27 protein-coding genes and 1 tRNA gene are annotated in these 22,948 nt (G+C 63.6%); 14 read left to right on the top strand and 14 right to left on the bottom strand.

Annotated features, from left to right (window positions below; all coding sequences use genetic code 11):
• The first annotated feature begins 24 nt into the window (after positions 1 to 24).
• Positions 25 to 345 carry a thioredoxin gene (trxA, locus tag FXB40_RS17575; RefSeq protein WP_007598398.1) on the top strand — a complete coding sequence of 107 codons (321 nt, stop codon included), beginning with the start codon at positions 25 to 27 and terminating at the stop codon, positions 343 to 345.
• 71 nt (positions 346 to 416) lie between these two features.
• Here the strand turns inward: trxA and FXB40_RS17570 are convergent, their stop codons facing one another.
• The 5 genes from FXB40_RS17570 to trpA all read right to left on the bottom strand — a co-directional run bounded on the left by FXB40_RS17570 (position 417) and on the right by trpA (position 4,888).
• Positions 417 to 845 carry an SRPBCC family protein gene (locus FXB40_RS17570; RefSeq protein ID WP_148773449.1) on the bottom strand — a complete coding sequence of 143 codons (429 nt, stop codon included), beginning with the start codon at positions 843 to 845 and terminating at the stop codon, positions 417 to 419.
• Positions 846 to 883: 38 nt separating this feature from the next.
• On the bottom strand, positions 884 to 1,624 hold the full coding sequence (locus FXB40_RS17565) for a metallophosphoesterase family protein (RefSeq protein WP_187436946.1): 741 nt from the start codon (positions 1,622 to 1,624) through the stop codon (positions 884 to 886).
• A 36-nt stretch (positions 1,625 to 1,660) separates the two neighbouring features.
• Positions 1,661 to 3,004 carry a bifunctional folylpolyglutamate synthase/dihydrofolate synthase gene (locus FXB40_RS17560; protein ID WP_148773448.1) on the bottom strand — a complete coding sequence of 448 codons (1,344 nt, stop codon included), beginning with the start codon at positions 3,002 to 3,004 and terminating at the stop codon, positions 1,661 to 1,663.
• Complete coding sequence (gene accD / locus FXB40_RS17555) at positions 3,001 to 3,942, bottom strand: acetyl-CoA carboxylase, carboxyltransferase subunit beta (RefSeq protein WP_148773447.1); 942 nt, start codon at positions 3,940 to 3,942, stop codon at positions 3,001 to 3,003. Before accD ends, FXB40_RS17560 begins: the two co-directional genes overlap by 4 nt.
• Before the next feature lie 109 nt (positions 3,943 to 4,051).
• Positions 4,052 to 4,888: a tryptophan synthase subunit alpha gene (gene trpA, locus FXB40_RS17550; protein ID WP_148773446.1), complete on the bottom strand. Its 837-nt coding sequence runs from the start codon at positions 4,886 to 4,888 to the stop codon at positions 4,052 to 4,054.
• Positions 4,889 to 4,960: 72 nt separating this feature from the next.
• Between trpA and FXB40_RS17545 the strand changes: the two genes are divergently transcribed.
• The gene (locus FXB40_RS17545) at positions 4,961 to 5,305 is read left to right on the top strand and encodes an endonuclease domain-containing protein (protein ID WP_148773445.1); all 345 of its coding nucleotides are present in this window, start codon (positions 4,961 to 4,963) and stop codon (positions 5,303 to 5,305) included.
• Positions 5,306 to 5,384: 79 nt separating this feature from the next.
• Here the strand turns inward: FXB40_RS17545 and trpB are convergent, their stop codons facing one another.
• The 8 genes from trpB to aroA form a co-directional block, all read right to left on the bottom strand.
• A complete protein-coding gene (trpB, locus tag FXB40_RS17540; protein ID WP_148773444.1) occupies positions 5,385 to 6,602 on the bottom strand; it encodes a tryptophan synthase subunit beta in 1,218 nt (405 codons plus the stop codon).
• Positions 6,599 to 7,258 carry a phosphoribosylanthranilate isomerase gene (locus FXB40_RS17535; RefSeq protein ID WP_148773443.1) on the bottom strand — a complete coding sequence of 220 codons (660 nt, stop codon included), beginning with the start codon at positions 7,256 to 7,258 and terminating at the stop codon, positions 6,599 to 6,601. Before FXB40_RS17535 ends, trpB begins: the two co-directional genes overlap by 4 nt.
• A 65-nt stretch (positions 7,259 to 7,323) precedes the next feature.
• A complete protein-coding gene (locus FXB40_RS17530; RefSeq protein ID WP_148773442.1) occupies positions 7,324 to 7,716 on the bottom strand; it encodes a lipopolysaccharide assembly protein LapA domain-containing protein in 393 nt (130 codons plus the stop codon).
• Between the two features lie 71 nt (positions 7,717 to 7,787).
• Positions 7,788 to 8,093 (bottom strand): integration host factor subunit beta, encoded by a 306-nt coding sequence (locus FXB40_RS17525; protein ID WP_007598410.1) that lies wholly within the window; start codon positions 8,091 to 8,093, stop codon positions 7,788 to 7,790.
• 183 nt (positions 8,094 to 8,276) lie between these two features.
• The gene (sppA, locus tag FXB40_RS17520; protein WP_148773441.1) at positions 8,277 to 9,257 is read right to left on the bottom strand and encodes a signal peptide peptidase SppA; all 981 of its coding nucleotides are present in this window, start codon (positions 9,255 to 9,257) and stop codon (positions 8,277 to 8,279) included.
• Positions 9,258 to 9,441: 184 nt separating this feature from the next.
• Entirely contained in the window at positions 9,442 to 11,148 is a 1,707-nt protein-coding gene (rpsA, locus tag FXB40_RS17515; protein ID WP_148773440.1) for a 30S ribosomal protein S1, read from the bottom strand.
• Positions 11,149 to 11,411: 263 nt separating this feature from the next.
• Positions 11,412 to 12,050 carry a (d)CMP kinase gene (gene cmk / locus FXB40_RS17510; RefSeq protein ID WP_148773439.1) on the bottom strand — a complete coding sequence of 213 codons (639 nt, stop codon included), beginning with the start codon at positions 12,048 to 12,050 and terminating at the stop codon, positions 11,412 to 11,414.
• The gene (aroA, locus tag FXB40_RS17505) at positions 12,047 to 13,384 is read right to left on the bottom strand and encodes a 3-phosphoshikimate 1-carboxyvinyltransferase (RefSeq protein WP_148773438.1); all 1,338 of its coding nucleotides are present in this window, start codon (positions 13,382 to 13,384) and stop codon (positions 12,047 to 12,049) included. Before aroA ends, cmk begins: the two co-directional genes overlap by 4 nt.
• A 159-nt stretch (positions 13,385 to 13,543) precedes the next feature.
• Between aroA and FXB40_RS17500 the strand changes: the two genes are divergently transcribed.
• From FXB40_RS17500 to FXB40_RS17490, 3 genes are all read left to right on the top strand, one after another.
• Complete coding sequence (locus FXB40_RS17500) at positions 13,544 to 13,951, top strand: TIGR02300 family protein (RefSeq protein ID WP_148773437.1); 408 nt, start codon at positions 13,544 to 13,546, stop codon at positions 13,949 to 13,951.
• Positions 13,952 to 14,042: 91 nt separating this feature from the next.
• A tRNA-Ala gene (locus FXB40_RS17495) sits at positions 14,043 to 14,118 on the top strand.
• Between the two features lie 136 nt (positions 14,119 to 14,254).
• Positions 14,255 to 14,497 carry a GIY-YIG nuclease family protein gene (locus FXB40_RS17490; RefSeq protein ID WP_148773436.1) on the top strand — a complete coding sequence of 81 codons (243 nt, stop codon included), beginning with the start codon at positions 14,255 to 14,257 and terminating at the stop codon, positions 14,495 to 14,497.
• A gap of 3 nt (positions 14,498 to 14,500) precedes the next feature.
• On the opposite strand, the gene FXB40_RS17485 is transcribed toward FXB40_RS17490, so the two are convergent.
• The gene (locus FXB40_RS17485; protein ID WP_148773435.1) at positions 14,501 to 14,959 is read right to left on the bottom strand and encodes a MarR family winged helix-turn-helix transcriptional regulator; all 459 of its coding nucleotides are present in this window, start codon (positions 14,957 to 14,959) and stop codon (positions 14,501 to 14,503) included.
• Between the two features lie 157 nt (positions 14,960 to 15,116).
• Between FXB40_RS17485 and FXB40_RS17480 the strand changes: the two genes are divergently transcribed.
• From FXB40_RS17480 to FXB40_RS49890, 9 genes are all read left to right on the top strand, one after another.
• Complete coding sequence (locus FXB40_RS17480; RefSeq protein WP_027531600.1) at positions 15,117 to 15,542, top strand: organic hydroperoxide resistance protein; 426 nt, start codon at positions 15,117 to 15,119, stop codon at positions 15,540 to 15,542.
• Between the two features lie 173 nt (positions 15,543 to 15,715).
• The gene (locus FXB40_RS17475) at positions 15,716 to 16,918 is read left to right on the top strand and encodes a CaiB/BaiF CoA transferase family protein (RefSeq protein ID WP_148773434.1); all 1,203 of its coding nucleotides are present in this window, start codon (positions 15,716 to 15,718) and stop codon (positions 16,916 to 16,918) included.
• A 342-nt stretch (positions 16,919 to 17,260) separates the two neighbouring features.
• On the top strand, positions 17,261 to 18,577 hold the full coding sequence (gene ugpB, locus FXB40_RS17470; RefSeq protein WP_148773433.1) for a sn-glycerol-3-phosphate ABC transporter substrate-binding protein UgpB: 1,317 nt from the start codon (positions 17,261 to 17,263) through the stop codon (positions 18,575 to 18,577).
• A gap of 47 nt (positions 18,578 to 18,624) precedes the next feature.
• A complete protein-coding gene (gene ugpA / locus FXB40_RS17465; RefSeq protein ID WP_148773432.1) occupies positions 18,625 to 19,506 on the top strand; it encodes a sn-glycerol-3-phosphate ABC transporter permease UgpA in 882 nt (293 codons plus the stop codon).
• Positions 19,506 to 20,354, top strand: a complete 849-nt coding sequence (gene ugpE / locus FXB40_RS17460) for a sn-glycerol-3-phosphate ABC transporter permease UgpE (protein ID WP_148773431.1) — start codon at positions 19,506 to 19,508, stop codon at positions 20,352 to 20,354. Before ugpA ends, ugpE begins: the two co-directional genes overlap by 1 nt.
• Before the next feature lie 6 nt (positions 20,355 to 20,360).
• Entirely contained in the window at positions 20,361 to 21,443 is a 1,083-nt protein-coding gene (locus FXB40_RS17455) for a sn-glycerol-3-phosphate import ATP-binding protein UgpC (RefSeq protein ID WP_148773430.1), read from the top strand.
• 242 nt (positions 21,444 to 21,685) lie between these two features.
• On the top strand, positions 21,686 to 22,111 hold the full coding sequence (locus FXB40_RS17450) for an Hsp20 family protein (protein WP_011083554.1): 426 nt from the start codon (positions 21,686 to 21,688) through the stop codon (positions 22,109 to 22,111).
• A 51-nt stretch (positions 22,112 to 22,162) separates the two neighbouring features.
• On the top strand, positions 22,163 to 22,435 hold the full coding sequence (locus FXB40_RS17445; RefSeq protein WP_097663320.1) for a BQ00720 family protein: 273 nt from the start codon (positions 22,163 to 22,165) through the stop codon (positions 22,433 to 22,435).
• A 189-nt stretch (positions 22,436 to 22,624) separates the two neighbouring features.
• Positions 22,625 to 22,792 carry a heme-binding protein gene (locus FXB40_RS49890; RefSeq protein ID WP_347339768.1) on the top strand — a complete coding sequence of 56 codons (168 nt, stop codon included), beginning with the start codon at positions 22,625 to 22,627 and terminating at the stop codon, positions 22,790 to 22,792.
• Positions 22,793 to 22,948: the final 156 nt, after the last annotated feature.

Below are 22,948 nucleotides of genomic sequence, written 5' to 3'. Positions count from 1 at the left end.
CTTTCAACCGAGTGAGGTACTCCAATGGCCGTTGGCAAGGTTTCCGATACCGATTTCGAAGCCGAAGTGCTCAAGGCGAACGGTCCCGTCGTCGTCGATTTCTGGGCCGAATGGTGCGGCCCCTGCCGCATGATCGCACCCGCTCTCGATGAGATCGCCGGCGCGATGGGCGACAAGGTCAAGATCGTCAAGCTCAACGTCGACGAGAGCCCGAAGACCGCGTCGAAGTACGGCGTGATGTCGATCCCGACCCTGATGATCTTCAAGGGCGGCGAGATGGCCTCCCGTCAGGTCGGCGCGGCGCCGAAGGCGAAGCTCCAGCAGTGGATCACGTCCGCGGTCTGATCCACGTCGCGACTGATTGTTTGAAAGCGGCCGGCGCCACTGCCGGCCGTTTTATTTTTTGCCGGCCGCAATCATGCCGATCCCGTTTCGGCGAGCTTGGCGAGGCTCGCGAGAACCTCGGGAAAATCTGACGCAACAGCCGGGCCGATCTCGAACGCCTGCGGCCCTCGGGCGTCGACGGCGTAAACGACGCGCGTGCGCGCGGGTCCGATGGTTTCGATGCGATGGGCGACCTTGATGACGAGATCGCCGACCCGCGTTTCGTCGATGAAAGACGCGTTCTCGCGAACGTCGATCAGTTGCGAGCGTAACGCTTCCTCGCCCGGAGGCTTCATCGTGAACCAAGTGCCGGCCGCAAATGGCCCGTCAATCTCGATCTGCTCGATACCTGCGTTCCAGGTTTTCCAGGCGGGCACATCTCGGAAAATGCTCCAGATCGCCTCCGCGGTTGCCGATGTCTCGACCGCGTATTCGCCCCGCCAGATATTTTCGTCGCTCACGACACGCCTCCCCGTTCAATAGGTGCGCTTAAGCAGCTCTATCCGATCCAGCCCGTCGCCAACGCATGCGCCAGCTCGACCTGGCCATTGCTGTGCGCAAGCGCGGCCATGGCCTCGTGATCATAAGCGATGTGGCGGAACGTCACCTGCCACGCACCGTCAACGAGTTCGAGGATCGCGTAGCGCGCGTGCGGCGTGCCGGCCTCCACGACATGCGGGAACGGATGCACATCACGATAGCCGGGGCTGCCGACGCTGCCGGGATTGACGATCAGGCGGCCGTCGCGAAGCCGCACGGCACGGGCAAGATGCGTGTGGGCGCAGAGGATCAGGGATTGCGTGATGCCTTGCGCGAACTGCTCGATCCGATCGAGAGGCGATAGCGCTACGGTGCCGTCTGGGTGCACAGTGTCGAGCCAGTAGATCTCGTCATCCTCGGGCGTCGCGTGACAGAGGAAGACCTGGTCGCGAAGCACGCGAATTATCGGCTGCTCCCGCAGCCAGTCGAGCTGCGCGGCATTGAGCTGCGCGTGCGCGGGGCGGTCCCACGAGCCCATCTTCTCCGGGGGACGGTCGAGCAGATAGCGGTCGTGATTGCCAAGCACGTGCACGGCATCGAGCGTCATCAGAATCTCGATGGTGCGCCGCGCGTCGAGCGGGCCGCTCAGCATGTCGCCGAGATTGACGATGTCGGCGATGCCTTGCGCGCGGATGTCAGCAAGCACCGCCTCCAGCGCGAGATAGTTTCCGTGGACGTCGGCAATCGCGGCAAAACGCATTGGGATTCCCAATCTCGTATCCAGCAACGAGGCGCTCTATGCAGGAGGCGTGCCGTTGAGGCCGAGCACGTGGCCGGCAAGATAGAGCGAGCCGGTGATCAGGATGCGCGGCGGCACTTCGTAGGCGAGCTTCGACAGAGCGCGTAGCGCGGCCTCGATGCCGGGCGCGATCTCGACGCGCATGCCGAGGCTGCGGACCGCATCCGCAAGGCGATCGACAGGCATCGCGTTCTCGGTATCCGGAATCGGCACCACGATGACGTGGCGGGTGAGACCAGCGAAATTGGCAAGAAACGCTTTCGCATCCTTGTTGGCCATCATGCCGGCGATCACAACCAGCGGCCGCGACACGCGCTCTTCGAGATCGCCGAGCGCGGCGGCCGCGACGCGGCCGCCTTCGGCATTGTGCCCGCCGTCGAGCCAGATCTCGCTGCCTTGCGGACCCCAGGAGAGCAACTCGCCCGAGGTGAGACGCTGCATCCGCGCCGGCCATTCGGCGCCAACGATCCCGGCCTCGAATGCCGCATGGTTGATCTTGAAGTTTGGAATCGCACGCAGCGTCGCGATCGCGAGGCCGGCATTGTCGAACTGATGGCGGCCGAACAGGCGCGGCGCCGCGAGATCCATCAGGCCGCGCTCGTCGGAATAGACCAGACGGCCATGCTCGACATTGACGTGCCAGCTTTCGTTGGCGGCAAACAGCGGCGCGCGCATGCGCTTGGCCTCCGCCTCGATCGCCGCCATCGCCTCGGGCGTCTGCTCCGCGCACACCACGGGCATGCCGCGCTTGATGATCGCGGCTTTCTCGCCGGCAATCAACGCCAGGGTGTCGCCGAGGAAATCCATATGATCCATGCTGACAGGCGTGATCACGCAGGCTGCGGGCGTATCGACCACATTGGTCGAATCGAGCCGGCCGCCGAGGCCGACTTCGAGCAGCACCGCGTCGGCAGGATTTTGCGCGAACAAATGGAAGGCGGCGGCAGTCTTGAGCTCAAAGACGGTCGCAGGCTCGCCGGCATTGACGCGCTCGACCTCTTCCAGCGCCGCGCGCAATTCGTCGTCGGAGACGAGCACGCCGCCGCCGACGCGGCCGATGCGGAAACATTCGTTGATGCGGACGAGATAGGGCGAAGTGTAGGCGTGGACGCGCAGGCCGGCCGCCTCCAGCGTCGCGCGCAGATAGGCAACCGTCGAGCCCTTGCCGTTGGTGCCGGCGACATGGATCACTGGCGGCAGCTTGCGTTCGGGATGACCGAGCCGCTCGAGCAGGCGATGCATCCGCTCAAGCCCGAGATCGATGCGCTTCTGATGCAGGGCCGACAGCCGCCCGATCAATGCATCGAGCGAAGGCTTTGCGCTGTCAGAGGGCGCGTTCACGCGTGGGGCGCAGCCGGCGCCGTCTCAGGGGCCGATACGATCTGCGCCGGGCTGACGACCGGCTGCACCGATTTCGATGCATTCTCCTGCACCGGCGCCCTGGTGAGCAGGCGGCAGAGCCGCGCCAGGGTCGGACGCAACTCGTGGCGATGCACGACCATGTCGACCATGCCGTGCTCTTTCAGATATTCGGCGCGCTGGAAACCTTCCGGCAATTTCTCGCGGATGGTCTGCTCGATCACGCGCGCGCCCGCAAAGCCGATCAGCGCGCCGGGCTCGGCGATCTGCACGTCACCGAGCATCGCATAGGATGCGGTGACGCCGCCGGTGGTCGGGTTGGTCAGCACGACGATATAGGGCTGTTTTGCTTCGCGCAGCATCTGCACGCCGACCGTGGTGCGCGGCATCTGCATCAGCGACAGGATGCCTTCCTGCATGCGCGCGCCGCCGGATGCAGCGAACACGATGAAGGGCGACTTCTTCTCGACCGCAAGCTCGAGCCCGCGCACGAGGGCTTCACCCGCAGCCATGCCGAGCGAACCACCCATGAAATCGAAATCCTGCACGGCGATGACGACGCCGGCGCCTTCGAGCTTGCCGTAGCCGACCTTGACCGCGTCGTTCAGATTGGTGCGCGCACGCGCGTCCTTGATGCGATCGACGTACTTCTTCTCGTCGCGAAACTTCAGCGGATCGGGCGTGACGTCGGGCACGGCGACGTCGAACCAGGTCTCGTTGTCGAAGATCGACTTCAACCGCGCCACCGCGCCCATGCGCATATGGTAGTTCGAGCCGGGGATGACGAACTGGTTGGCCTCGACGTCCTTGTAGAACACAAGCTGTCCGGAATCCGGGCACTTGATCCACAAATTCTCCGGCGTCTCCCGCCGCAGCATGTTGCGAATCTTCGGCCGGACCACATTGGTAAGCCAGTTCATGGTTTGCTCCGATGTGCGAACCCGCAGGGGATCGCCTGAAGGACTATATGGCGGCCGGGCCCTTGCCCGGCAAGCCGCGGTGTCGCCCGCCCCTAAAGCGGAATTATGGCTACTCAGCCGCCTGTTTCGCGCCCTTGACGCCCTGGGCCAAGGCCGCAGTCAGCTCAGCCACCGCGTTAACGGTTTTGGCGGTCGCGCGGCCCTCGGCATCGAGACTGTTCTTGAGCGCATCGACCAGCGCGGTGCCGACCACCGAACCATCCGCCTTCTCGGCAATGGCGCGCGCCGCCTCCGGCGTGCGGATGCCAAAACCAACGCAGATCGGCAGCTTGGTATGCCGCTTGATACGCGCGACAGCTTGACCTACGGCATTCGCGTCCGCCGCTGCTGCACCGGTGATGCCGGCGATAGAGACGTAATAGACAAAGCCCGATGTGTTCGCGAGCACCGCGGGCAGGCGCTTGTCGTCGGTGGTCGGGGTCGCGAGGCGAATGAAGTTCAGGCCCGCCTTCAGCGCGGGAATGCAGAGCTCGTCGTCTTCCTCCGGCGGCAAATCGACGATGATGAGGCCGTCAACGCCGGCCGTCTTGGCATCAGCCAAAAACCTGTCGACGCCGTAAATGTAGATCGGATTGTAATAGCCCATCAGGACCAGCGGCGTGACGTTGTCGTCCTTGCGGAAGCCGCGCACCAGCTCCAGCGTCTTCGTCAAGGTCATGCCGTTCTTGAGCGCGCGCAGACCTGCCGCCTGAATCGAGGGACCATCCGCCATCGGATCGGTGAAGGGAATGCCGAGTTCGATGACGTCGGCGCCTGCCTTGGGCAGCGCCTTGACGATATTGAGCGAAGTCGTGAGATCGGGATCGCCGGCCATCACATAGGTGACGAAGGCCGAGCGGCCGGCTTTCTTCAGCTCGGCAAAACGGGTGTCGATACGCGTGGTCATGATTCGGCGGCCGCTGTGCTATACCTCTCCCCTCCGGGGAGAGGTCGGCTGCGGAGCAGCCGGGTGAGGGGGATGGAAAGATTCAAATCGAGAGCGCAAAAGCTTCGCGAGTCGCAGACGAGCGCGGAAGCAAAGATTTGGCAGGCGCTGCGCAACAGGCAGCTCGCCCGCTGGAAATTTCGTCGCCAGCATCCGGTCGATCGATACATCGTAGACTTCGTGACCTTGGACGGAAAACTCATCGTTGAAGTCGACGGCGTCACGCATTCCAGCCCGTCCGAGGTCGAGCGCGATGAAGCCAAGACCAAAGTGCTCGAGGCCTGCGGCTTCCTCGTCCTGCGCGTCTCGAACACTGACGTGTACGAAAATCTTGAGGGTGTCCTCGAGCTGATCCAGACATCACTGAGGTTCGAGTGAGCGGATAGACCCCTCACCCGGCTGCTTCGCAGCCGACCTCTCCCCGACGGGGAGAGGTGAAGAGAGTGCGACACGCGCCTCACTTGCTCTTGCCCTTCAGGATGTCGCCGACCTGGGGGACGTCCTTGTCGCCGCGGCCAGAGAGATTGATGACCATCAGGTGGTCTTTCGGCCGCTTCGGCGCAAGCTCCATCACCTTGGCGATGGCGTGCGCGGGCTCGAGTGCGGGAATGATGCCTTCGAGCTTCGAGAGCAGCTGGAACGCGGCGAGCGCCTCGTCATCGGTCGCGGAGAGATAATTGACGCGGCCGATCTCGTGCAGCCAGGAATGCTCGGGGCCGATGCCGGGATAGTCGAGGCCGGCCGAGATCGAATGCGCGTCCTGGATCTGACCGTCGGCATCCATCAGGAGATAGGTGCGGTTGCCATGCAGAACGCCGGGACGGCCGCCCGCAATTGAAGCCGCATGCAATTGCGTCAGCCCGTGACCTGCGGCTTCGACACCAAAAATCTCGACGGTGGAATCGTCGAGGAACGGATGGAACAGGCCCATCGCGTTCGAGCCGCCGCCGATGCAGGCGACCAGCGAATCCGGCAGGCGGCCCTCGACCTCCTGCATCTGCGTCCTGGTCTCGTTGCCGATGATGGACTGGAAGTCGCGCACCAGCGTCGGATAGGGATGCGGCCCTGCCACGGTGCCGATGCAGTAGAAGGTGTTGTGCACGTTGGTGACCCAATCGCGCAGCGCCTCGTTCATCGCGTCCTTCAGCGTGCGCGTGCCCGACTGCACCGGGACCACCGTTGCGCCCAGCATCTCCATGCGGATCACATTGGGCTGCTGCCGCTCGACGTCGACGGCGCCCATATAGACCACGCATTCCAGGCCGAAGCGCGCGCACAGCGTCGCGGTGGCGACACCGTGCTGGCCGGCGCCGGTCTCGGCGATGATGCGCTTCTTGCCCATGCGACGCGCCAGCATGATCTGGCCGAGCACGTTGTTCACCTTGTGCGAACCGGTGTGGTTGAGCTCTTCGCGCTTCAGATAGATCTTGGCACCGCCGAGATGCTCGGTGAGGCGCTCGGCGAAATAGAGCGGCGAGGGCCGGCCGACATAGTTCTTGAGATAGCCGTTCATCTCGGCCTGGAAGGCCGGATCGGCCTTGGCCGCGGTGTAGGCCTTCTCCAGATCGAGGATCAGCGGCATCAGGGTTTCGGCGACGAAGCGTCCGCCAAAGATGCCGAAATGGCCGCGCTCGTCGGGGCCGCTGCGATAGGAATTTGGTTTGGCGATGTTCATCGAACGCTCAACTCTTGAGTGGCGCGCGCGGCGCGAATGAAGGCCTTGATCAGCTCCGGATCCTTGACGCCTGGGGCGCTCTCGACACCCGAGGACACGTCGGCGCCACCGGCGCCGGTGACTCGGAGGGCTTCCGCAACATTGTCGACGTGAAGCCCGCCCGAGACCATGTAGGGCAGCCTCAAGTCGAGATTTTCCAGCAGGTGCCAATCGAACGGCGCGCCCAGACCGCCGGGACGCGTCGCATCCTTCGGCGCACGCGCGTCGAACAGGATGCGGTCGGCGACCGCGGCATAGCCGGGCAGCACGGCGAGATCGGCCGATGTTGCAACCGGCACCGCTTTCATCACGGGGCGGCCGAACTTCTGCTTGATGTCGCGCAGCCGTGCCACGCTCTCTTGGCCGTGGAGCTGAAAAATGTCCGGCGACAGCGCGTCCATGATGTTGTCGAGCGCGGCATCGTCGGCATCGACGGTGAGCGCGACCTTGAGCGCGCGCTGCCTCACCTGCCGGCCGAGGTCGCGCCCCGTCTCCAGCGAGACATGCCGGGGCGACGGCGGGAAGAACACGAACCCCACCATGTCGGCGCCCGCGTCGAGCGCTATTTCGAGCGTCTCACGCGTGGACAGACCGCAGATTTTGACGAGCAGGGACATGGTCTCAAAGCGGGTGGAGGCCGCAAGCGGCGGCCGGGAAACGGGTTTTTTCGGTCGGGCCGCTTCTACAACGTCGCGCGCTGCTTGTCTCGCCCGATAGCCCCGTAAAGGCCCACCCCGGAGGGCACCGGGAGGTGCCGGGACTCGGGCTTGGCCGGGGCCGCCTGAGCCCGGAGTCCGGCCAATTCGACTTGGGCGGCCCGGGCATCTGCCTCATGCCGGCGTGCAGCGCGCCGCCAGTGCCGCTGGCCGAACCAGACGGCGCAGCCGCCCACCACGACGCCCAGCGCGGCCACCACGATCAAGATCAGGAACAGCGGCCATGTGACCGACAGCGCCGGATCGTTCGCCATGAGGGGATCAAAGGAGACCGTGACGAAATGCCGGTTGGCGACGGCGAAGGTCACCAGGACCAGGAACGCCAGAATCACGATCAGTGCGGTCAGGAACTTTCGCATCGCGATCGCTCGTCTTGAATCAAGCTTGCTGCCGCATCATGCGGCCATTCGGTTAAGCCCGGACGACAGCGTTAGTCCGGGGCGCCCGGATCCGGATGGTCGCGGTTCAGCCGCTCGCGCATTTCCTTGCCGGTCTTGAAGAACGGAACGCTCTTCTGATCGACGGGGACATGGGCGCCGGTGCGCGGATTACGCCCAGCGCGTGCAGGGCGATGCTTGACCGAGAAGGCACCGAAGCCGCGCAACTCGACGCGATCACCGCGTGCGAGAGCCGCTACGATCTCTTCGAGAATCGCATTCACAATGTTCTCGACATCCCGCTGGTACAGATGCGGGTTGTGCTCGGCGATACGCTGAACAAGTTCGGATTTGATCATCGAGAGATAGGACCCGGGAGCGTGCGGATGACCATTTCCGTGAAAATACCGTGATCTGTCAAGACGCTAAATGAAGGTTGAGCGTCGTGAAAATGCGTGACAAATGCCGAAAAAGCGGGCTGCACGGCTACCCGCCGGACGGGAAAAAGCTCTGAAGCTCGCGTTGTTCCCGCTTATTCCCGGTCAATTCGAGGCAGCCGGCTGCCACAAGGCCAGCATTCCATCCAACCCGATGCGATCAACCGCCTGCACGACGCCGGTTTGCGCGATTTGGTGCGCAATCGAGCCGAATCCAAGCGCTTCCAGCGTGACGGCGGCAGCCGTCTTGAGGAACGGCAGGTCGCCAAAGCGCGGCTCGAGCTTGTAATCGCGCACGTTGAGACCCTTCTTGACGCCCTTCTGCTCCTCGAGCCAGGTCACGGCGGTTTTCTCGTCGCCGAGCTGATCGATCAGCTTGAGATCGATCGCCTGGCGTCCGGTGAAGACGCGGCCATCGACGACTTTTTCGAGCTGCGTGTCATCCATGCCACGGCGCTGCTTCACCAGATCCTTGAACCAGGCATAGGAATCCTTCACCAGCGCATCCAGCGCGGCCCGTGCCTCGGGGCTGGTCGGCTCAAAACCGTTGGGCGCGGCCTTCAGGGGCGTGGACTTCACTTCCTCGACCTTGACGCCGACGGTCTTCAGCAGCTCGGTGAAGTTCGGAAACTGGAACAGCACGCCGATCGAGCCGACCAGCGAACTCTGCTGGGCGATGATGTGGTCGCTCGCAATCGCGGTGATGTAGCCGCCGGACGCCGCAAGACCCTCGACCACGACGACCAGCGGCTTCTTCGCCTTCAGGCGCGTCAAGGAATCGTAGAGCTGCTCGGAGCCGGCGGTGGTGCCGCCCGGTGAGTTGACGTGAACGATGACGGCGGCAGCCTGCGAATTCTCCAGCCGCTCCAGCGCCCGCGTCCGCTCGGAATCGCTGCGGATCAGGCCGTCGATCTGCACACGCGCGATTGAGCCTGCGGAGGCGAAGCTGCCCTGTGCGCCGGGCGTCGCGATCAGCGCAAAGCCCGCGATCGCAGCGATCGCGATCAGCGCAGCCATCACGCGCCAGAACGTCAGCTTGCGGCGGATCCTGCGGCGATCGACGATGATGTCCGAATCGAGTGACATCGGAATATCTCCAAATGAAGGGCCGCCGGCGTTGTGCCGTCACAACGTGACCAATGAATTGTCTGGATACATCAATTGCGGCGCAATTTGAAGAAAACAAGGCCCCGCGTCGCCCGGACGGTGCCCCAACAAAAAAGCCCCGGCTCGCGCCGGGGCTCTGATGTCAGCAAAACCTGCGTTTCGCTTACTTGCTGTCGCGGTTCTTGAGCGCGGTGCCCAGGATGTCGCCGAGAGTCGCTCCCGAATCCGAGGAGCCGTACTGCGCGATGGCTTCCTTCTCTTCGGCAACTTCGAGCGCCTTGATCGACACCTGGACCTTGCGGGCCTTCTTGTCGAACTGGATCACGCGGGCATCGACCTTCTCGCCGACGGCAAAGCGTTCGGCGCGCTGGTCGTTGCGGTCACGCGCGAGCTCCGATCGCTTGACGAAGGTGGTGAAGTCGGTCCCGGCGATCTTCACCTCGATGCCGCTTTCCTTCACTTCGAGCACTTCGCAGGTCACGACCGCGCCCTTCTTGACATCGCCCGGCTCGGCGAATGGGTCGCCTTCGAGCTGCTTGATGCCGAGCGAGATACGCTCCTTCTCGACGTCCACATCGAGCACCACGGCTTTCACCACGTCGCCCTTCTTGTAGTTGTCGATCACCTGCTCGCCCGGAAGCTTCCAGTCGAGGTCGGAGAGATGGACCATGCCGTCGACGTCGCCCTCGAGACCCAGGAACAGACCGAACTCGGTCTTGTTCTTGACTTCGCCCTCGACGGTCGAACCAGTCGGGTGACCTTCAACGAAGACCTCCCACGGGTTGCGCATGGTCTGCTTGAGACCGAGCGAAATGCGGCGCTTGACGGAATCGACTTCCAGCACCTGCACGTCGACTTCCTGCGAGGTCGACACGATCTTGCCGGGGTGCATGTTCTTCTTGGTCCACGACATCTCGGAGACGTGGATCAGGCCTTCGATGCCCGGCTCGAGCTCGACGAACGCACCGTAGTCGGTGATGTTGGTGACACGGCCGGTGAAGCGGGCACCCAGCGGGTACTTGGCTTCGATGCCCTGCCACGGATCGTCCAGCAGCTGCTTCATGCCCAGCGAGATGCGGTGCGTCTCGTGGTTGATCTTGATGATCTTGACCTTCACGGTCTGGCCGATCGAGAGCACCTCGGTCGGGTGGTTGACGCGGCGCCACGCGATGTCGGTGACGTGCAGCAGGCCGTCGATGCCGCCGAGATCAACGAACGCACCGTAATCGGTGATGTTCTTGACCACGCCGTCGATGACCTGACCCTCTTCGAGGTTCTGCACCAGCTCCTGACGCTGCTCGGCGCGAGTCTCTTCGAGAACCGTGCGGCGGGAGACGACGATGTTGCCGCGGCGGCGGTCCATCTTGAGGATCTGGAACGGCTGCGCGTTGTTCATCAGCGGCGCGACGTCGCGGATCGGACGGATGTCGACCTGCGAACGCGGCAGGAAGGCAACGGCGCCGTCGAGGTCGACGGTGAAGCCGCCCTTGACCTGGTTGAAGATGACGCCCGTGACCTTCTCGTTGTTCTGGAACGCCTTCTCCAGCTTGCCCCAGCTCTCTTCGCGGCGCGCCTTGTCGCGCGACAGCACGGCTTCGCCGAGGGCGTTCTCGATGCGATCGAGGAACACTTCCACCTCGTCGCCGACCTTGATCTCGCTCTCACGGCCGGGGCCGGAAAATTCGCGCAGGGCGACGCGGCCCTCGGTCTTCAGGCCGACGTCGATGACGGCCATGTCCTTTTCAATTGCAACCACCTTGCCCTTGACGACGGAGCTCTCCTGCAGGTTGCCACCTGCGAAGGACTCGTCGAGCATCGCGGCGAAATCGTCGCGCGACGGGCTATAGGTATCAGCGGAAGTCGAAGCCATTTGTTCTCCAGTTGCGGATGTCTTGCCGGCCGTTGGGTTTTTGGGCGTACCGCGCGTGCAGTGTCGGAAGGTCCACAAAACCTTCGAGCGACCGCTCGTTGCTCCGGTTTGCCGGAACAGCGGAAGCGGGCCGGCTGGGCCCGCACGTTCGATACGTGGAAATCTTTTGTCCGGAGCCTGGATCGCGTCGGCCCCAAAGCAGGGACCGAGAGTATCGACCTCAAAGAGCGGGAGCGGGCGCTTCCTCCAATGACGGCTGCGGCTTAACCCCGCGACCGGCCCGCTCGGACGGCCTCGATAATGTCGATGGCGGCCCGGACGCCGCCTTCTATATCCAGTTGGGAGTTATCAAGCAAGTAAGCATCTGCGGCCGGTTTTAGAGGCGCGATCGGCCTGTTCTTGTCCCGTTCGTCGCGCTGGATGATGTCGGCGAGCACCGCCGCCTCATCCGCCTCCTCGCCCCGCGCTCTCGCCTCCATGGTGCGGCGGCGGGCCCGGACCTTTGGGTCAGCCACGACGAAGATCTTCACGTCGGCGTCGGGGCAGATCACGGTTCCAATGTCCCGGCCGTCCAGCACCGCGCCGGGCGGACCGGCGGCGAATTGCCGCTGGAAATTGAGCAGGACCTCGCGAACCCTGGGAATCGCCGAGACGATGGAGGCGCCCTCGCCGGTCGTCTGGGTCTTGAGGGCCGGATTGCCGAACTTTTCGGGATCGAGTTCCAGCGCGGCTTGCACCGCAGCCGTCTCGTCCCGGAGGTCATGGCCGGACTGCATCAGCGCGTAGGCGACCGCACGATAGATCACGCCGGTATCGAGGTGACGATAACCGTAATGATGCGCGAGGCGCTTGCCGAGCGTGCCCTTGCCCGAGGCCGCGGGTCCATCGATGGCGATGATCATGAAAACTCGGCCCCCAGCGACCGCATCATCGGAATGAAGTCCGGGAAACTGGTGGCGATGAAGGCGGTGTCGTCGACCGTCACGGGCTGATCGGACGCGCAGCCCATCACCAGCGCGGACATCGCGATACGGTGGTCCATATGCGTGGCGACGGTGCCGCCGCCGGGGACGTGGCCGCGGCCCTCGACGATCAGATCGTCGCCGGAAACAGTGACCTTCACGCCATTGACGCGGAGCATGTCCGCGGTGGCCTCGAGCCGATCGGATTCCTTGACGCGCAACTCCTTCAGGCCGCGCATGATGGTCGTGCCTTCGGCGAACGAAGCCGCGACCGCCAGCACGAGATATTCGTCGATCATCGAGGGCGCACGCTCCGGCGGCACCTCGACGCCGCGCAGTTTTGACGCGCGCACGCGCAGCTGCGCCATCGGCTCGCCGGCATCGCCGCGCACTTCGCTTTCCTCGATGGACGCGCCCATTTCACGCAACGTCGTGAAAAGGCCGGTGCGCAGCGGATTGGTCATCACGTCGGACAGAACGACATCGGAGCCTTCGACGATCAGCGCCGCGACGACCGGAAACGCCGCCGAGGACGGATCGGCGGGCACGATGACGGCGGCGCCATGCAGCTCGGGTTGGCCGACCAGCGTAATGCGGCGGCCGTGAGCACCTTCGGCAACCGATGTGATATCCGCGCCGAAATGCTTCAGCATCAGCTCGGTGTGGTCGCGGCTGGCCTCGTTCTCGATCACGGTCGTGGTGCCCGGCGCAGACAGGCCCGCCAGCAGCACCGCCGACTTGATCTGGGCCGAGGCGACCGGGGTCTTGTACGTAATCGGCAGCGGATCGCGCGCGCCCTGGACGGTCAGCGGCAGGCGGCCACCCTCAGCGGCAGACGCGACCTTGGCGCCCATCTTTTCGAGCGGATCGAGGATCCGGCGCATCGGGCGGCTGCGCAGCGAGGCATCACCATCGAACACCGCCGAGATCGGGCAGCCTGCGACGGCGCCCATGACCAGCCGGCAGCCGGTGCCGGAGTTGCCGAAATCCAGCGCTGCCTTGGGCTGGACAAAGCCTCCGACGCCCACACCCTGCACCTTCCAGGCGAAATCACCGGTGCGTTCGACCTTGGCGCCGAGCGCCTGCATGGATTTGGCGGTGTTGAGGACGTCCTCGCCCTCGAGGAGACCTGTGATCCGGGTCTCGCCGACAGCAAGCGCGCCCAGAATGAGGGCGCGGTGGGAAATCGACTTGTCCCCGGGCACCCGTACTTTCCCGGTCAGGGGACCGCTTGAGCGCGACTTCAGCGGCGTCGGCTTGTCGGAATGGGTCAAGATTGTGTCCTTGAATGCGCCTCAGAGGCTCGCGGGCACCTACCACATGGCCTCCCCGCCGTCACGAGCATGTCTTTCTCTCGTAATGCGCTATTGACAGCGGGCCGCCAACTAGCCAAGTGAAACACCGCTTTTCAGACATCCCAGGATTCCTCTGCCGTGGCCAAGTCCGAACTCGGAACCAAACGTATTTGCCCCACGACGGGCAAGAAATTCTACGACCTCAACAAGAATCCGGTGATCTCGCCCTATACCGGCGAAGTGGTACCGATTGCGCCTGTGGCGCCGGCCCGCGCCACCCGCGGCGCCGAAGCCCGTCACGCGGCTGCCGCGGAGACCACGCCGGAGCCGGCAGAGGTCGAAGAGGTTTCGCTCGAGGAGGCCGATGCCGAGGAGAACACCGGCAAGGTCAAGGCCGTCGTCCCCGAATCCGAGGACGATATCGAGGTCGACGAGACCCTCGACGACGACGATGACGATGATTCGACCTTCATTGCCGACGAAGAAGAGGGCGATGAGGACGTGACCGACATCATTGGTGATGTCGGAGGTGATGAAGAGACTTGAGATCAGCCCTGATCTGTGAAAAAGGGTGCACCGCGCGAGTCACCAGGCTCGCCGGTCGGGAGTGATCCACAAGGATCGTCCCAGGACTTAAGGGGCCATAGCTCAGCTGGGAGAGCGCTTGCATGGCATGCAAGAGGTCGGCGGTTCGATCCCGCCTGGCTCCACCACGCTTCGCCCTTCGGGCTACGCGTGGCGCAGCCACGAGGAGCCCGAAGGGTGAAGCGTGGTGTCCGGCGAAGCCCGCAGGGCGAAGACGGACCCGGTGAGACTTCCACCTAACGACTGCCCAGACGCGAGACGTCAATGTGGTACGTCTACATCCTCCGCAGCATCGAATTCCCCGACCAGGAATACATCGGCGCCACGGAAGATTTGAAGCGACGACTCCCTGAGCATAATGCCGGCAAATCCGCTCACACGGCCAAATTCAAGCCGTGGAAGCTAGTCTGGTACTGCGCTTTTCCCGACAAGCTGAAGGCCTTGGCATTCGAGAAATATCTCAAGTCGCACTCGGGCCGCGCCTTCTCGAAAAAGCGGCTCTGCTAGCCCCTATTCCCCAATCACCGCATTCAACCGATCCCGCAGCGCGACGATCTCGTCTTTCATCGCGACCAGTTCTGACACCGAGCAATCCGACGCCGCCAGGATCGACTGCGGGACACTGCGCGCCTTGTCCTTCAGCGCGTGCCCCTGCGGCGTCAGCGCGATCAGGACCTGACGCTCGTCCTCGCTGGAGCGCGTGCGCTTGACGAGGTGCGCGGCCTCTAACCGCTTGAGCAGCGGCGTCAGCGTTCCCGAATCCAGAAACAGCTTTTCGCCGATGTCCTTGAGCGGCACGTCGTCGCGCTCCCACAGCACCAGCATCACCAGATATTGCGGATAGGTCAGGTCGAGCCGGTCGAGCAGCGGCTTGTAGACGCGGTTGAAGGCGTGCGCGGCGGAATAGACGGCGAAGCAGATCTGGTTGTCGAGGCGTTGCGGATCCAGGGTCGATAATTTCCGGGCCATAGAGAATCTCACGAGATTGACCCGCATTGTGGGACCGGGCGGGCCGACATTCAATTGCGAACAATTAAATGTGAGGCATGCAGATTTCAATTGCGCACAATCTAATTGTTTGCGATATAGGCCTCACCCCAACCCGAAGACCCCAAGGGAGACGAAAATGTCCGTGAACGTCCTCTACAAGACCAGCGCAAAAGCCACCGGCGGCCGTGACGGCCATGCTGCGACCCTCGACGGCGCGCTCGACGTCAAGCTTACCACGCCGAAGGAGCTCGGCGGCGGCGGCGGCGCCGGCAACAATCCCGAGCAGCTGTTTGCGGCCGGCTATGCCGCCTGCTTCATCGGCGCGATGAAGTTCGTGTCCTCGCAGGGCGGCCCGAAGGTCCCCGCCGACGCCTCCGTGACCTCGACCGTCGGCATCGGCCCGCGCTCGGCCGGCGGCTTCGGCCTCGACATCGATCTGGCCGTCTCGCTGCCGGGCCTGTCCCGCGCCGACGCCGAGGCGCTGGTCGAGAAAGCGCACCAGGTGTGCCCGTATTCCAACGCGACGCGCGGCAATGTCGACGTCCGCCTGACGGTCGTCTGATCAGACGGTGGATTGGCTGGCCCGGGATCTCCCTCGGGCCGGCCGCCTCTGTTTGATTTGCCATGCCGCGGGATTGTGCCGCGACGCATACGCCCCCACGCGACAAGCCATTGCTGGCTTGGACGAACCTCGCTAGGCCTGTGGTCAAATATCGACACAGGGGAAGCGAAAGCATGACTGAAGCCGCAACCGGCGCAATGAGCGGACTGCGCGTCATCGATCTCACGCGCGTGCTCGGCGGCCCCTACTGCACCCAGATCCTCGCCGACCATGGCGCCGATGTGATCAAGGTCGAGCCGCCTGCGGGCGACGAGGTGCGCGACTGGGGCCCTCCCTTCCACGACGACGATGCGGCTTATTTCGTCGGCATCAACCGCAACAAGCGCTCGATCGGCCTCGATCTCGCTTCCGAGGGCGGCCGTGTCGTGCTGCTCAAGATGCTGGAGACCGCCGACGTCCTGATCGAGAATTTCAAGCCGGGCACGCTGGAGAAATGGGGCATCGGCAACGATGTGCTCAGCAAGACATATCCGCGCCTCGTGCATTGCCGGATCTGCGGCTTCGGCGCCGACGGTCCGCGCGGCGGCAATCCCGGCTATGACGCCATCATCCAGGCCATGACCGGCATGATCGCGGCGACCGGCTCGCCCGAGAGCGGCCCGATGCGGATCGGCGTGCCGCTGGTCGACATCACCACCGGTCTTTACGCAGCGATCGGCATCCTGATGGCGCTGTCCGAGCGCCAGCGCTCGGGCAAGGGCCAGTTCCTGGAGACGACGCTGTACGAGACCGGCCTTGCCATCATGCATCCGCACACCGCGAATTATTTCATGCATGGCAAGCCGCCCGGCCTCACCGGCAACGAGCATCCGAACCTCGTTCCTTACGCGATCTTCCCGACCAAGACCGACAACATCTTCATCGGCGTCGGCAATGACGGCACCTTCCGCAAGCTCGCCAAGGAAATCGGCAAGCCCGAGCTCGGCACCGATCCGCGCTTTGCCCGCAACAAGGACCGCATCGCCAATCGCGAGGCGTTGCGTGCCGAACTTGCCGCGGTGTTCAGCCAGCACGAGGCCGAGCCGTTGTGCAATCGCCTGCTAGCCGCGGGCCTGCCCGCAGGTCCCGTGCAGAAGATCGACCAAGCGCTGACCAACCCGCACACGATCGCGCGCGGCGATGTCATCGAGAAGGACTGGTACAAGGGCGTGGCCTCGCCGATCCGGCTCGATCGCAGCAAGCCGAGCCTGCGCCGCCTGCCGCCGAAGTTCAGCCAGCACGCCCAGGAGGTACTGGGCGAGTTCGGCTACTCAAACGCGGAGATCGACGCGATGGTCGCGAAGGGCACGGTCTGCGGTCCCGAGCGCAAGCGCTAAGCCTTCACGGCGGGCGCTCCCTCTCCCGCTTGCGGGAGAGGGTCGGGGAGAGGGTGTCTCCACAGCGGGACAACCCTGGAGGATAGAGCCCTCACCCGGCGCCGCGCGCCGACCTCTCCCGCAAGCGGGAGAGGTTTAGAGAAATCTGCAAATGCCGCAGTGCGGCGCGAGCACGCATGTGCACCGCGAACGGATGCGGCTGCCCGTTTGGCATTCGCCTATTTGACGGCTTCCCTTTTCCCGCGCTTGCCGCTTTCGTTTCGGCCGCCTACACAGTCATGTGAACGTCATATGGCGCTGCTAGCGCAAGCGATCTTTTTGACGGCCAAGGGAGGTTACTTGATGGCTCTTCGACATTTTGGGGCGGCTGCCGCTGTTGCAATCGCGGTTGGCATGACGGCTTCGCCGGCGCTGGCTGTGACCGAGATCCAGTGGTGGCATGCGATGACGGGCGCCAACAATGACGTCATCGTCAAGCTCGCCACCGACTTCAATACGTCGCAGACCGACTACAAGGTCATCCCGACCTACAAGGGCAACTATCCCGACACGATGAACGCCGGCATCGCCGCCTTCCGCGCCGGCAACGCTCCGCACATCATGCAGGTGTTCGAAGTCGGCACCGCGACCATGATGGCCGCGACCGGCGCCGTGAAGCCCGTCTACAAGCTGATGGCCGAGGCCGGCGAGAAATTCGATCCGAAGAACTATCTGTCCGCGATCACCGGCTACTACTCGACCTCGAAGGGCGAGATGCTGTCCTTCCCCTTCAACTCGTCGTCGACCGTCATGTGGGTCAACCTCGACGAGCTCAAGAAGGCGAATATCGAGATCCCGAAGACCTGGCCCGAGACCTTCGAAGCCGCCAAGAAGCTCCACGACAACGGTCATCCGACCTGCGGCTTCTCCGGCTCCTGGGTCACCTGGGTCAATCTCGAGCAGCTCTCCGCCTGGCACAACGTGCCGCTCGCCAGCAAGGCCAACGGCCTCGACGGCTTCGACACCGTGCTCGAATTCAACGGGCCGCTCCAGCTGAAGCACCTCGAGAAGCTGGTCGAGCTCCAGAAGGACAAGATCTACGACTACGCCGGCCGCACCAACACCGGCGAAGGCCGCTTCACTTCGGGCGAATGCCCGATCTACATCACCTCGTCCGCCTTCTTCGGCAACGTCAAGGCGCAGGCCAAGTTCAACTTCACCGCTGCGCCGATGCCGTACTATCCGGACGTCAAGGGCGCACCGCAGAACTCGATCATCGGCGGCGCGTCGCTCTGGATCATGGGCGGCAAATCGGCCGACGAATACAAGGGCGTCGCAAAATTCCTGACCTTCCTCTCGGACACCGATCGCCAGGTCTACATCCACAAGGCCTCGGGCTATCTGCCGATCACCAAGGCGGCCTACGCCAAGGCGAAGGAAGAAGGCTTCTACAAGGACCAGCCCTATCTCGAGACCCCGCTGCTCGAGCTGACCAACAAGGAGCCGACCGACAATTCGCGCGGTCTGCGCCTCGGCAACATGGTCCAGCTGCGTGACGTCTGGTCGGAAGAGATCGAGCAGGCGCTGGCCGGCAAGAAGACCGCCAAGCAGGCGCTGGATACGGCTGTCGAGCGCGGCAACACGATGCTGCGTCAGTTCGAAAAGACCGCTGTGAAGTGAGGCGATGAGCGGCAGACCGCGATCCGGCCTGCCGCTCTGCTGACATCATGCAAAAGCAATCCATTTTCCAATCAAAGCTGTTGCCCTACGCGCTGGTTGCCCCGCAACTCGCGATCGTCCTGATATTTTTCTACTGGCCGGCCTTGCAGGCGGTGATCCAGTCCTTCCTGCTCCAGGACGCCTTCGGTCTTTCGTCGAGCTTCGTCTGGTTCGACAATTATATCGAGCTGTTCAAGGACCCCGCTTATTTCGAAGCGATCGTCCGGACGTTCTTCTTCTCGTTTGCGATCGCGGTGTCGTCGCTGTCCTTTGCGCTGCTGCTCGCCGTGATGGCGGACAAGCCGCTGCGCGGCTCGATGCTCTACCGTACGCTCTTGATCTGGCCCTATGCGGTCGCACCGCCCGTGGTCGGCGTGCTCTGGATCTTCATGCTGCATCCCTCGCTCGGCGTGCTCGCGCGATACTTGCGCGCCGCCGGCGTCGACTGGAATCCGCTGCTCGACGGCAACCAGGCCGCTGCGCTGATCATCCTCGCCGCGGCCTGGAAGCAGATCTCGTATAATTTCCTGTTCTTCCTCGCCGGGCTGCAAGCCATCCCCAGAAGCGTGTTCGAGGCTGCCGCGATCGACGGCGCGCGCCCGATGCGGCGGTTCTGGACCGTGACCTTCCCGCTGCTGTCGCCGACCATCTTCTTCCTGCTGGTCGTCAACATCGTCTACGCCTTCTTCGACACCTTCGGCATCATCGACACCATGACCCGCGGCGGTCCCGGCACGTCGACGGTGACGCTGGTCTACAAGGTCTATTCCGACGGCCTGCTCGGCGGCAATCTCGGCAGTTCGGCGGCGCAGTCGGTGATCCTGATGGTCATGGTCATCGTGCTGACGGGAATCCAGTTCCGCTTCGTCGAACGCAAGGTGACCTACTGATGGTCGAGCAAGAGGGCTTTCGACGCTACGTCGCCCATATCATCCTCTGGATCGGGATCGCGATCGTCGCGTTTCCCGTCTACATCGCCATCGTCGCCTCGACCCAGGACAACGCGCTGATCGCCAACGGGCAGATGTCGCTGCTGCCGGGCGGGCACTTCTTCGAGGTCTACTACCAGACCATCTTCGTCGGCACGAGCGGCTCGACCCGCGAGCCCGTCTACAACATGATGCTGAACTCGCTGGTGATGGCGCTCTTGATCGCCGTCGGCAAGATCGCGATCTCGATCATCTCTGCCTATGGGATCGTGTATTTCCGCTTTCCGTTCCGGATGCCGATCTTCTGGATCATCTTCATCACGCTGATGCTGCCGGTCGAGGTCCGCATCTACCCGACCTACAAGATCGTCGCCGACCTGCACATGCTCGACAGCTATGCCGGCCTGGCGCTGCCGCTGATCGCATCCGCCACCGCGACATTGCTGTTTCGCCAGTTCTTCATGACCGTGCCGGACGAATTGCTTGAGGCCTCGCGCATCGACGGCGCCGGTCCCTTGCGCTTCTTCTGGGATACGCTGCTGCCGCTGTCGCGCACCAACATGGCGGCGCTGTTCGTGATCCTCTTCATCCTCGGCTGGAATCAATATCTCTGGCCGCTGCTGATCACCACGCGCGACGACATGCAGACCATCCAGGTCGGCATCCGCAAGATGATCACCACCACCGACGCGCTGACCGAATGGCCGGTGGTGATGGCGACCGCCGTGCTGGCCATGCTGCCGCCGGTGTTCGTCGTCGTCGCCATGCAGAAATTGTTCGTCCGCGGTCTGGTCGAGACGGAGAAGTAGAGAGTTATGGCCAACGTCACCCTGCGCAACGTCCGCAAGACCTACACTGGCGGCTTCGAGGCCATCAAGGGCGTCAACGTCGATGTCGGCGACGGACAGTTCTGCGTGCTGGTCGGCCCCTCCGGCTGCGGCAAGTCGACGCTGCTCCGCATGGTCGCGGGCCTCGAGACCGTCTCCGGCGGCGAGATCGACATCGGCGGCCGTGTCGTCAACCAGGTCGAGCCGGCCGATCGCGATATCGCGATGGTGTTCCAGAACTACGCGCTCTATCCGCATATGAGCGTCTTCAACAACATGGCTTACGGCCTGCGCAACCGCGGCATGGCCGAGACCGAGGTCAAGACCCGCGTCGACGAAGCCGCGCGCGTGCTCGAGCTCTCAGCCATGCTGGAGCGCAAGCCGCGCCAGCTCTCCGGCGGCCAGCGCCAGCGCGTCGCCATGGGCCGCGCCATCGTGCGCCAGCCGAAAGTCTTCCTGTTCGACGAGCCGCTGTCGAACCTCGACGCAAAGCTGCGCATCGCGATGCGGGTCGAGATCCGCAAATTGCAGCGCCGGCTCAACACGACGTCGATCTACGTCACCCACGACCAGCTCGAGGCGATGACGCTCGCCGATATTCTCGTCGTGATGAATGGCGGCCAGGTCGAGCAGATCGGCAATCCGCTGGCAATCTACGAGAAGCCGGCCACGACCTTCGTCGCCTCCTTCATCGGCGCGCCGCCGATGAATCTGATGTCGATGCGCACTGAGGAGATCAAATCGCAGCTCGGCAGCGCAGGCGAAGCCGGCATCCTCGGCATCCGTCCGGAAGATTTTGTCATCACCGACCAGACCCCGGCCGGCGGCGTCGCATTGCCGCTGACGGTGGAAGCGATCGAACGTGTCGGCGCCGAAACCTTTATTTACGGCTCACGCGCCGAGGACGAGCAGCGCGTCGCCGCCACGCCGGGCGAGCTGCCGCCGGGCGAGGTCATCGTCCGTGTTCCCGGAACCGAGGCTCCCGCCATCGGCCAGAAAATCCGGGTCGCGGCGGTGCGCCAAAAGCTGCATCTGTTCAGCGGCGACGGGCGGACGCGAATCGAGGGCTGACCGGTTCCGCAAGGGCCGGCCAGGACTGCGAAAACAACCCCATGCACAGTAGATGGGGCTCTGTTTTCATTGGGATAAATCGCCCCGCAAATTCATCACGGCCGGCGACCGCTGAAACAGTGAATCCACAGCCCCCTGCTACGTCCTTGAACCCAAACAGGGATATGCCCATATTGCTGACCAAGGGGCGCCGGTTCCGGGCCTTGAAATGCCAAAGTCGCTTCGAGAGGACTTTGTAAACTATGTCTCGTGTTCCCACGTTATCCAGTCCGTTCCTTCTGGGCTTCGATGAGATCGAGCGCGTGCTCGATCGCGTCGTCAAAGGCGCCGACGGTTACCCTCCCTACAATATCGAGAGGTGCGACCGATCCGACGGCCAGCCCGAGCGGCTGCGGATCACGCTGGCGGTCGCCGGATTCACCCGCGACCAACTCGATGTAACCATTGAGGAAAACCAGCTCGTCATCCGCGGGCGACAGCAGGACGACAAGACCCGGCAATACATCCATCGCGGCATCGCCGCGCGCCACTTCCAGCGCACCTTCGTGCTGGCGGAGGGGATGCTGGTGCTGGGTGCGGATCTGAAGAACGGGTTGTTGTCGATCGACCTGGCCCGGCCAGAACCGGAGAGGATCGTTAAGACAATCGCTATCAATGAGCACGAATAATGGAACGAGTAGCGGACTCGACCGCTTAGTTTCTGTGAAGGAGTCGAGACCATGAGTGAAGGTCACGTTGCGTTCGAATACGAAGCCAAGGCCGTCTCGCCCGAGACGTTGGCAACCCTCGGCGAAGGCCATATCGCCTATGTGAAGCAGATCCGCTCCGAGGATGTTCCGGGCCTGTTTCCCGAAGCGCCGAAGATCGCGCCCGGCCTCAAGCTGTTCGCGCTCCACGCCGCCGACGGCACGCCGATCATGCTGACCGACAGCCGCGAAGCCGCGGTCGCCAATGCCTGGAGCAACGAGCTGCAGGCGGTGAGCGTGCACTGAACGCACGCGCGTCGCACGAATAGAGTTTTGAGCGGGCATGCCTTCGCACGAAGGCATGCCCGTTTTCATTTTGAGGGATGATGTTTCCGCGTCGCAATGACGGAGTGTGAGGCTACGGCGTGCCCACCTCTCATGTCCCGGACAAGCTGCAACGCGCATAGGCGCGTTCACGCGCGTCTTCGACGCGCTATGCGTTGTGGCGCAGAGCCGAAGAAGCGCTGCGCTGTCGGCGGTCTTCGCATCAAGGTCGGCAATGAGGTTGTTAGTGGCATCGGCGTCTCGGGCGGGCCCGGCATTGATGACGACGAAGCTTGCGCCAAAGCCGGCATCGACAAGATCAGCGCACACCTCAAGTAAGTCGGTAGCATCGGAGCGAGTTGCAGGCGGTGAGCGTGCACCGACGCACGCGCGCAGTCGTGCGCGGTTCGCGAACCAAATACGCGGGCATGCCTCAACGCGGCCTGCGCATTTTTTGGCGCCTGGCAAGCGTTTACTAGCACTACTTTGGCAGAA

This window comes from Bradyrhizobium rifense, assembly GCF_008123425.1.
Lineage (GTDB): Bacteria > Pseudomonadota > Alphaproteobacteria > Rhizobiales > Xanthobacteraceae > Bradyrhizobium > Bradyrhizobium rifense.
Note: the sequence above shows the minus strand (reverse complement) of the source record. Positions and strands in the feature narration are given on the sequence as shown.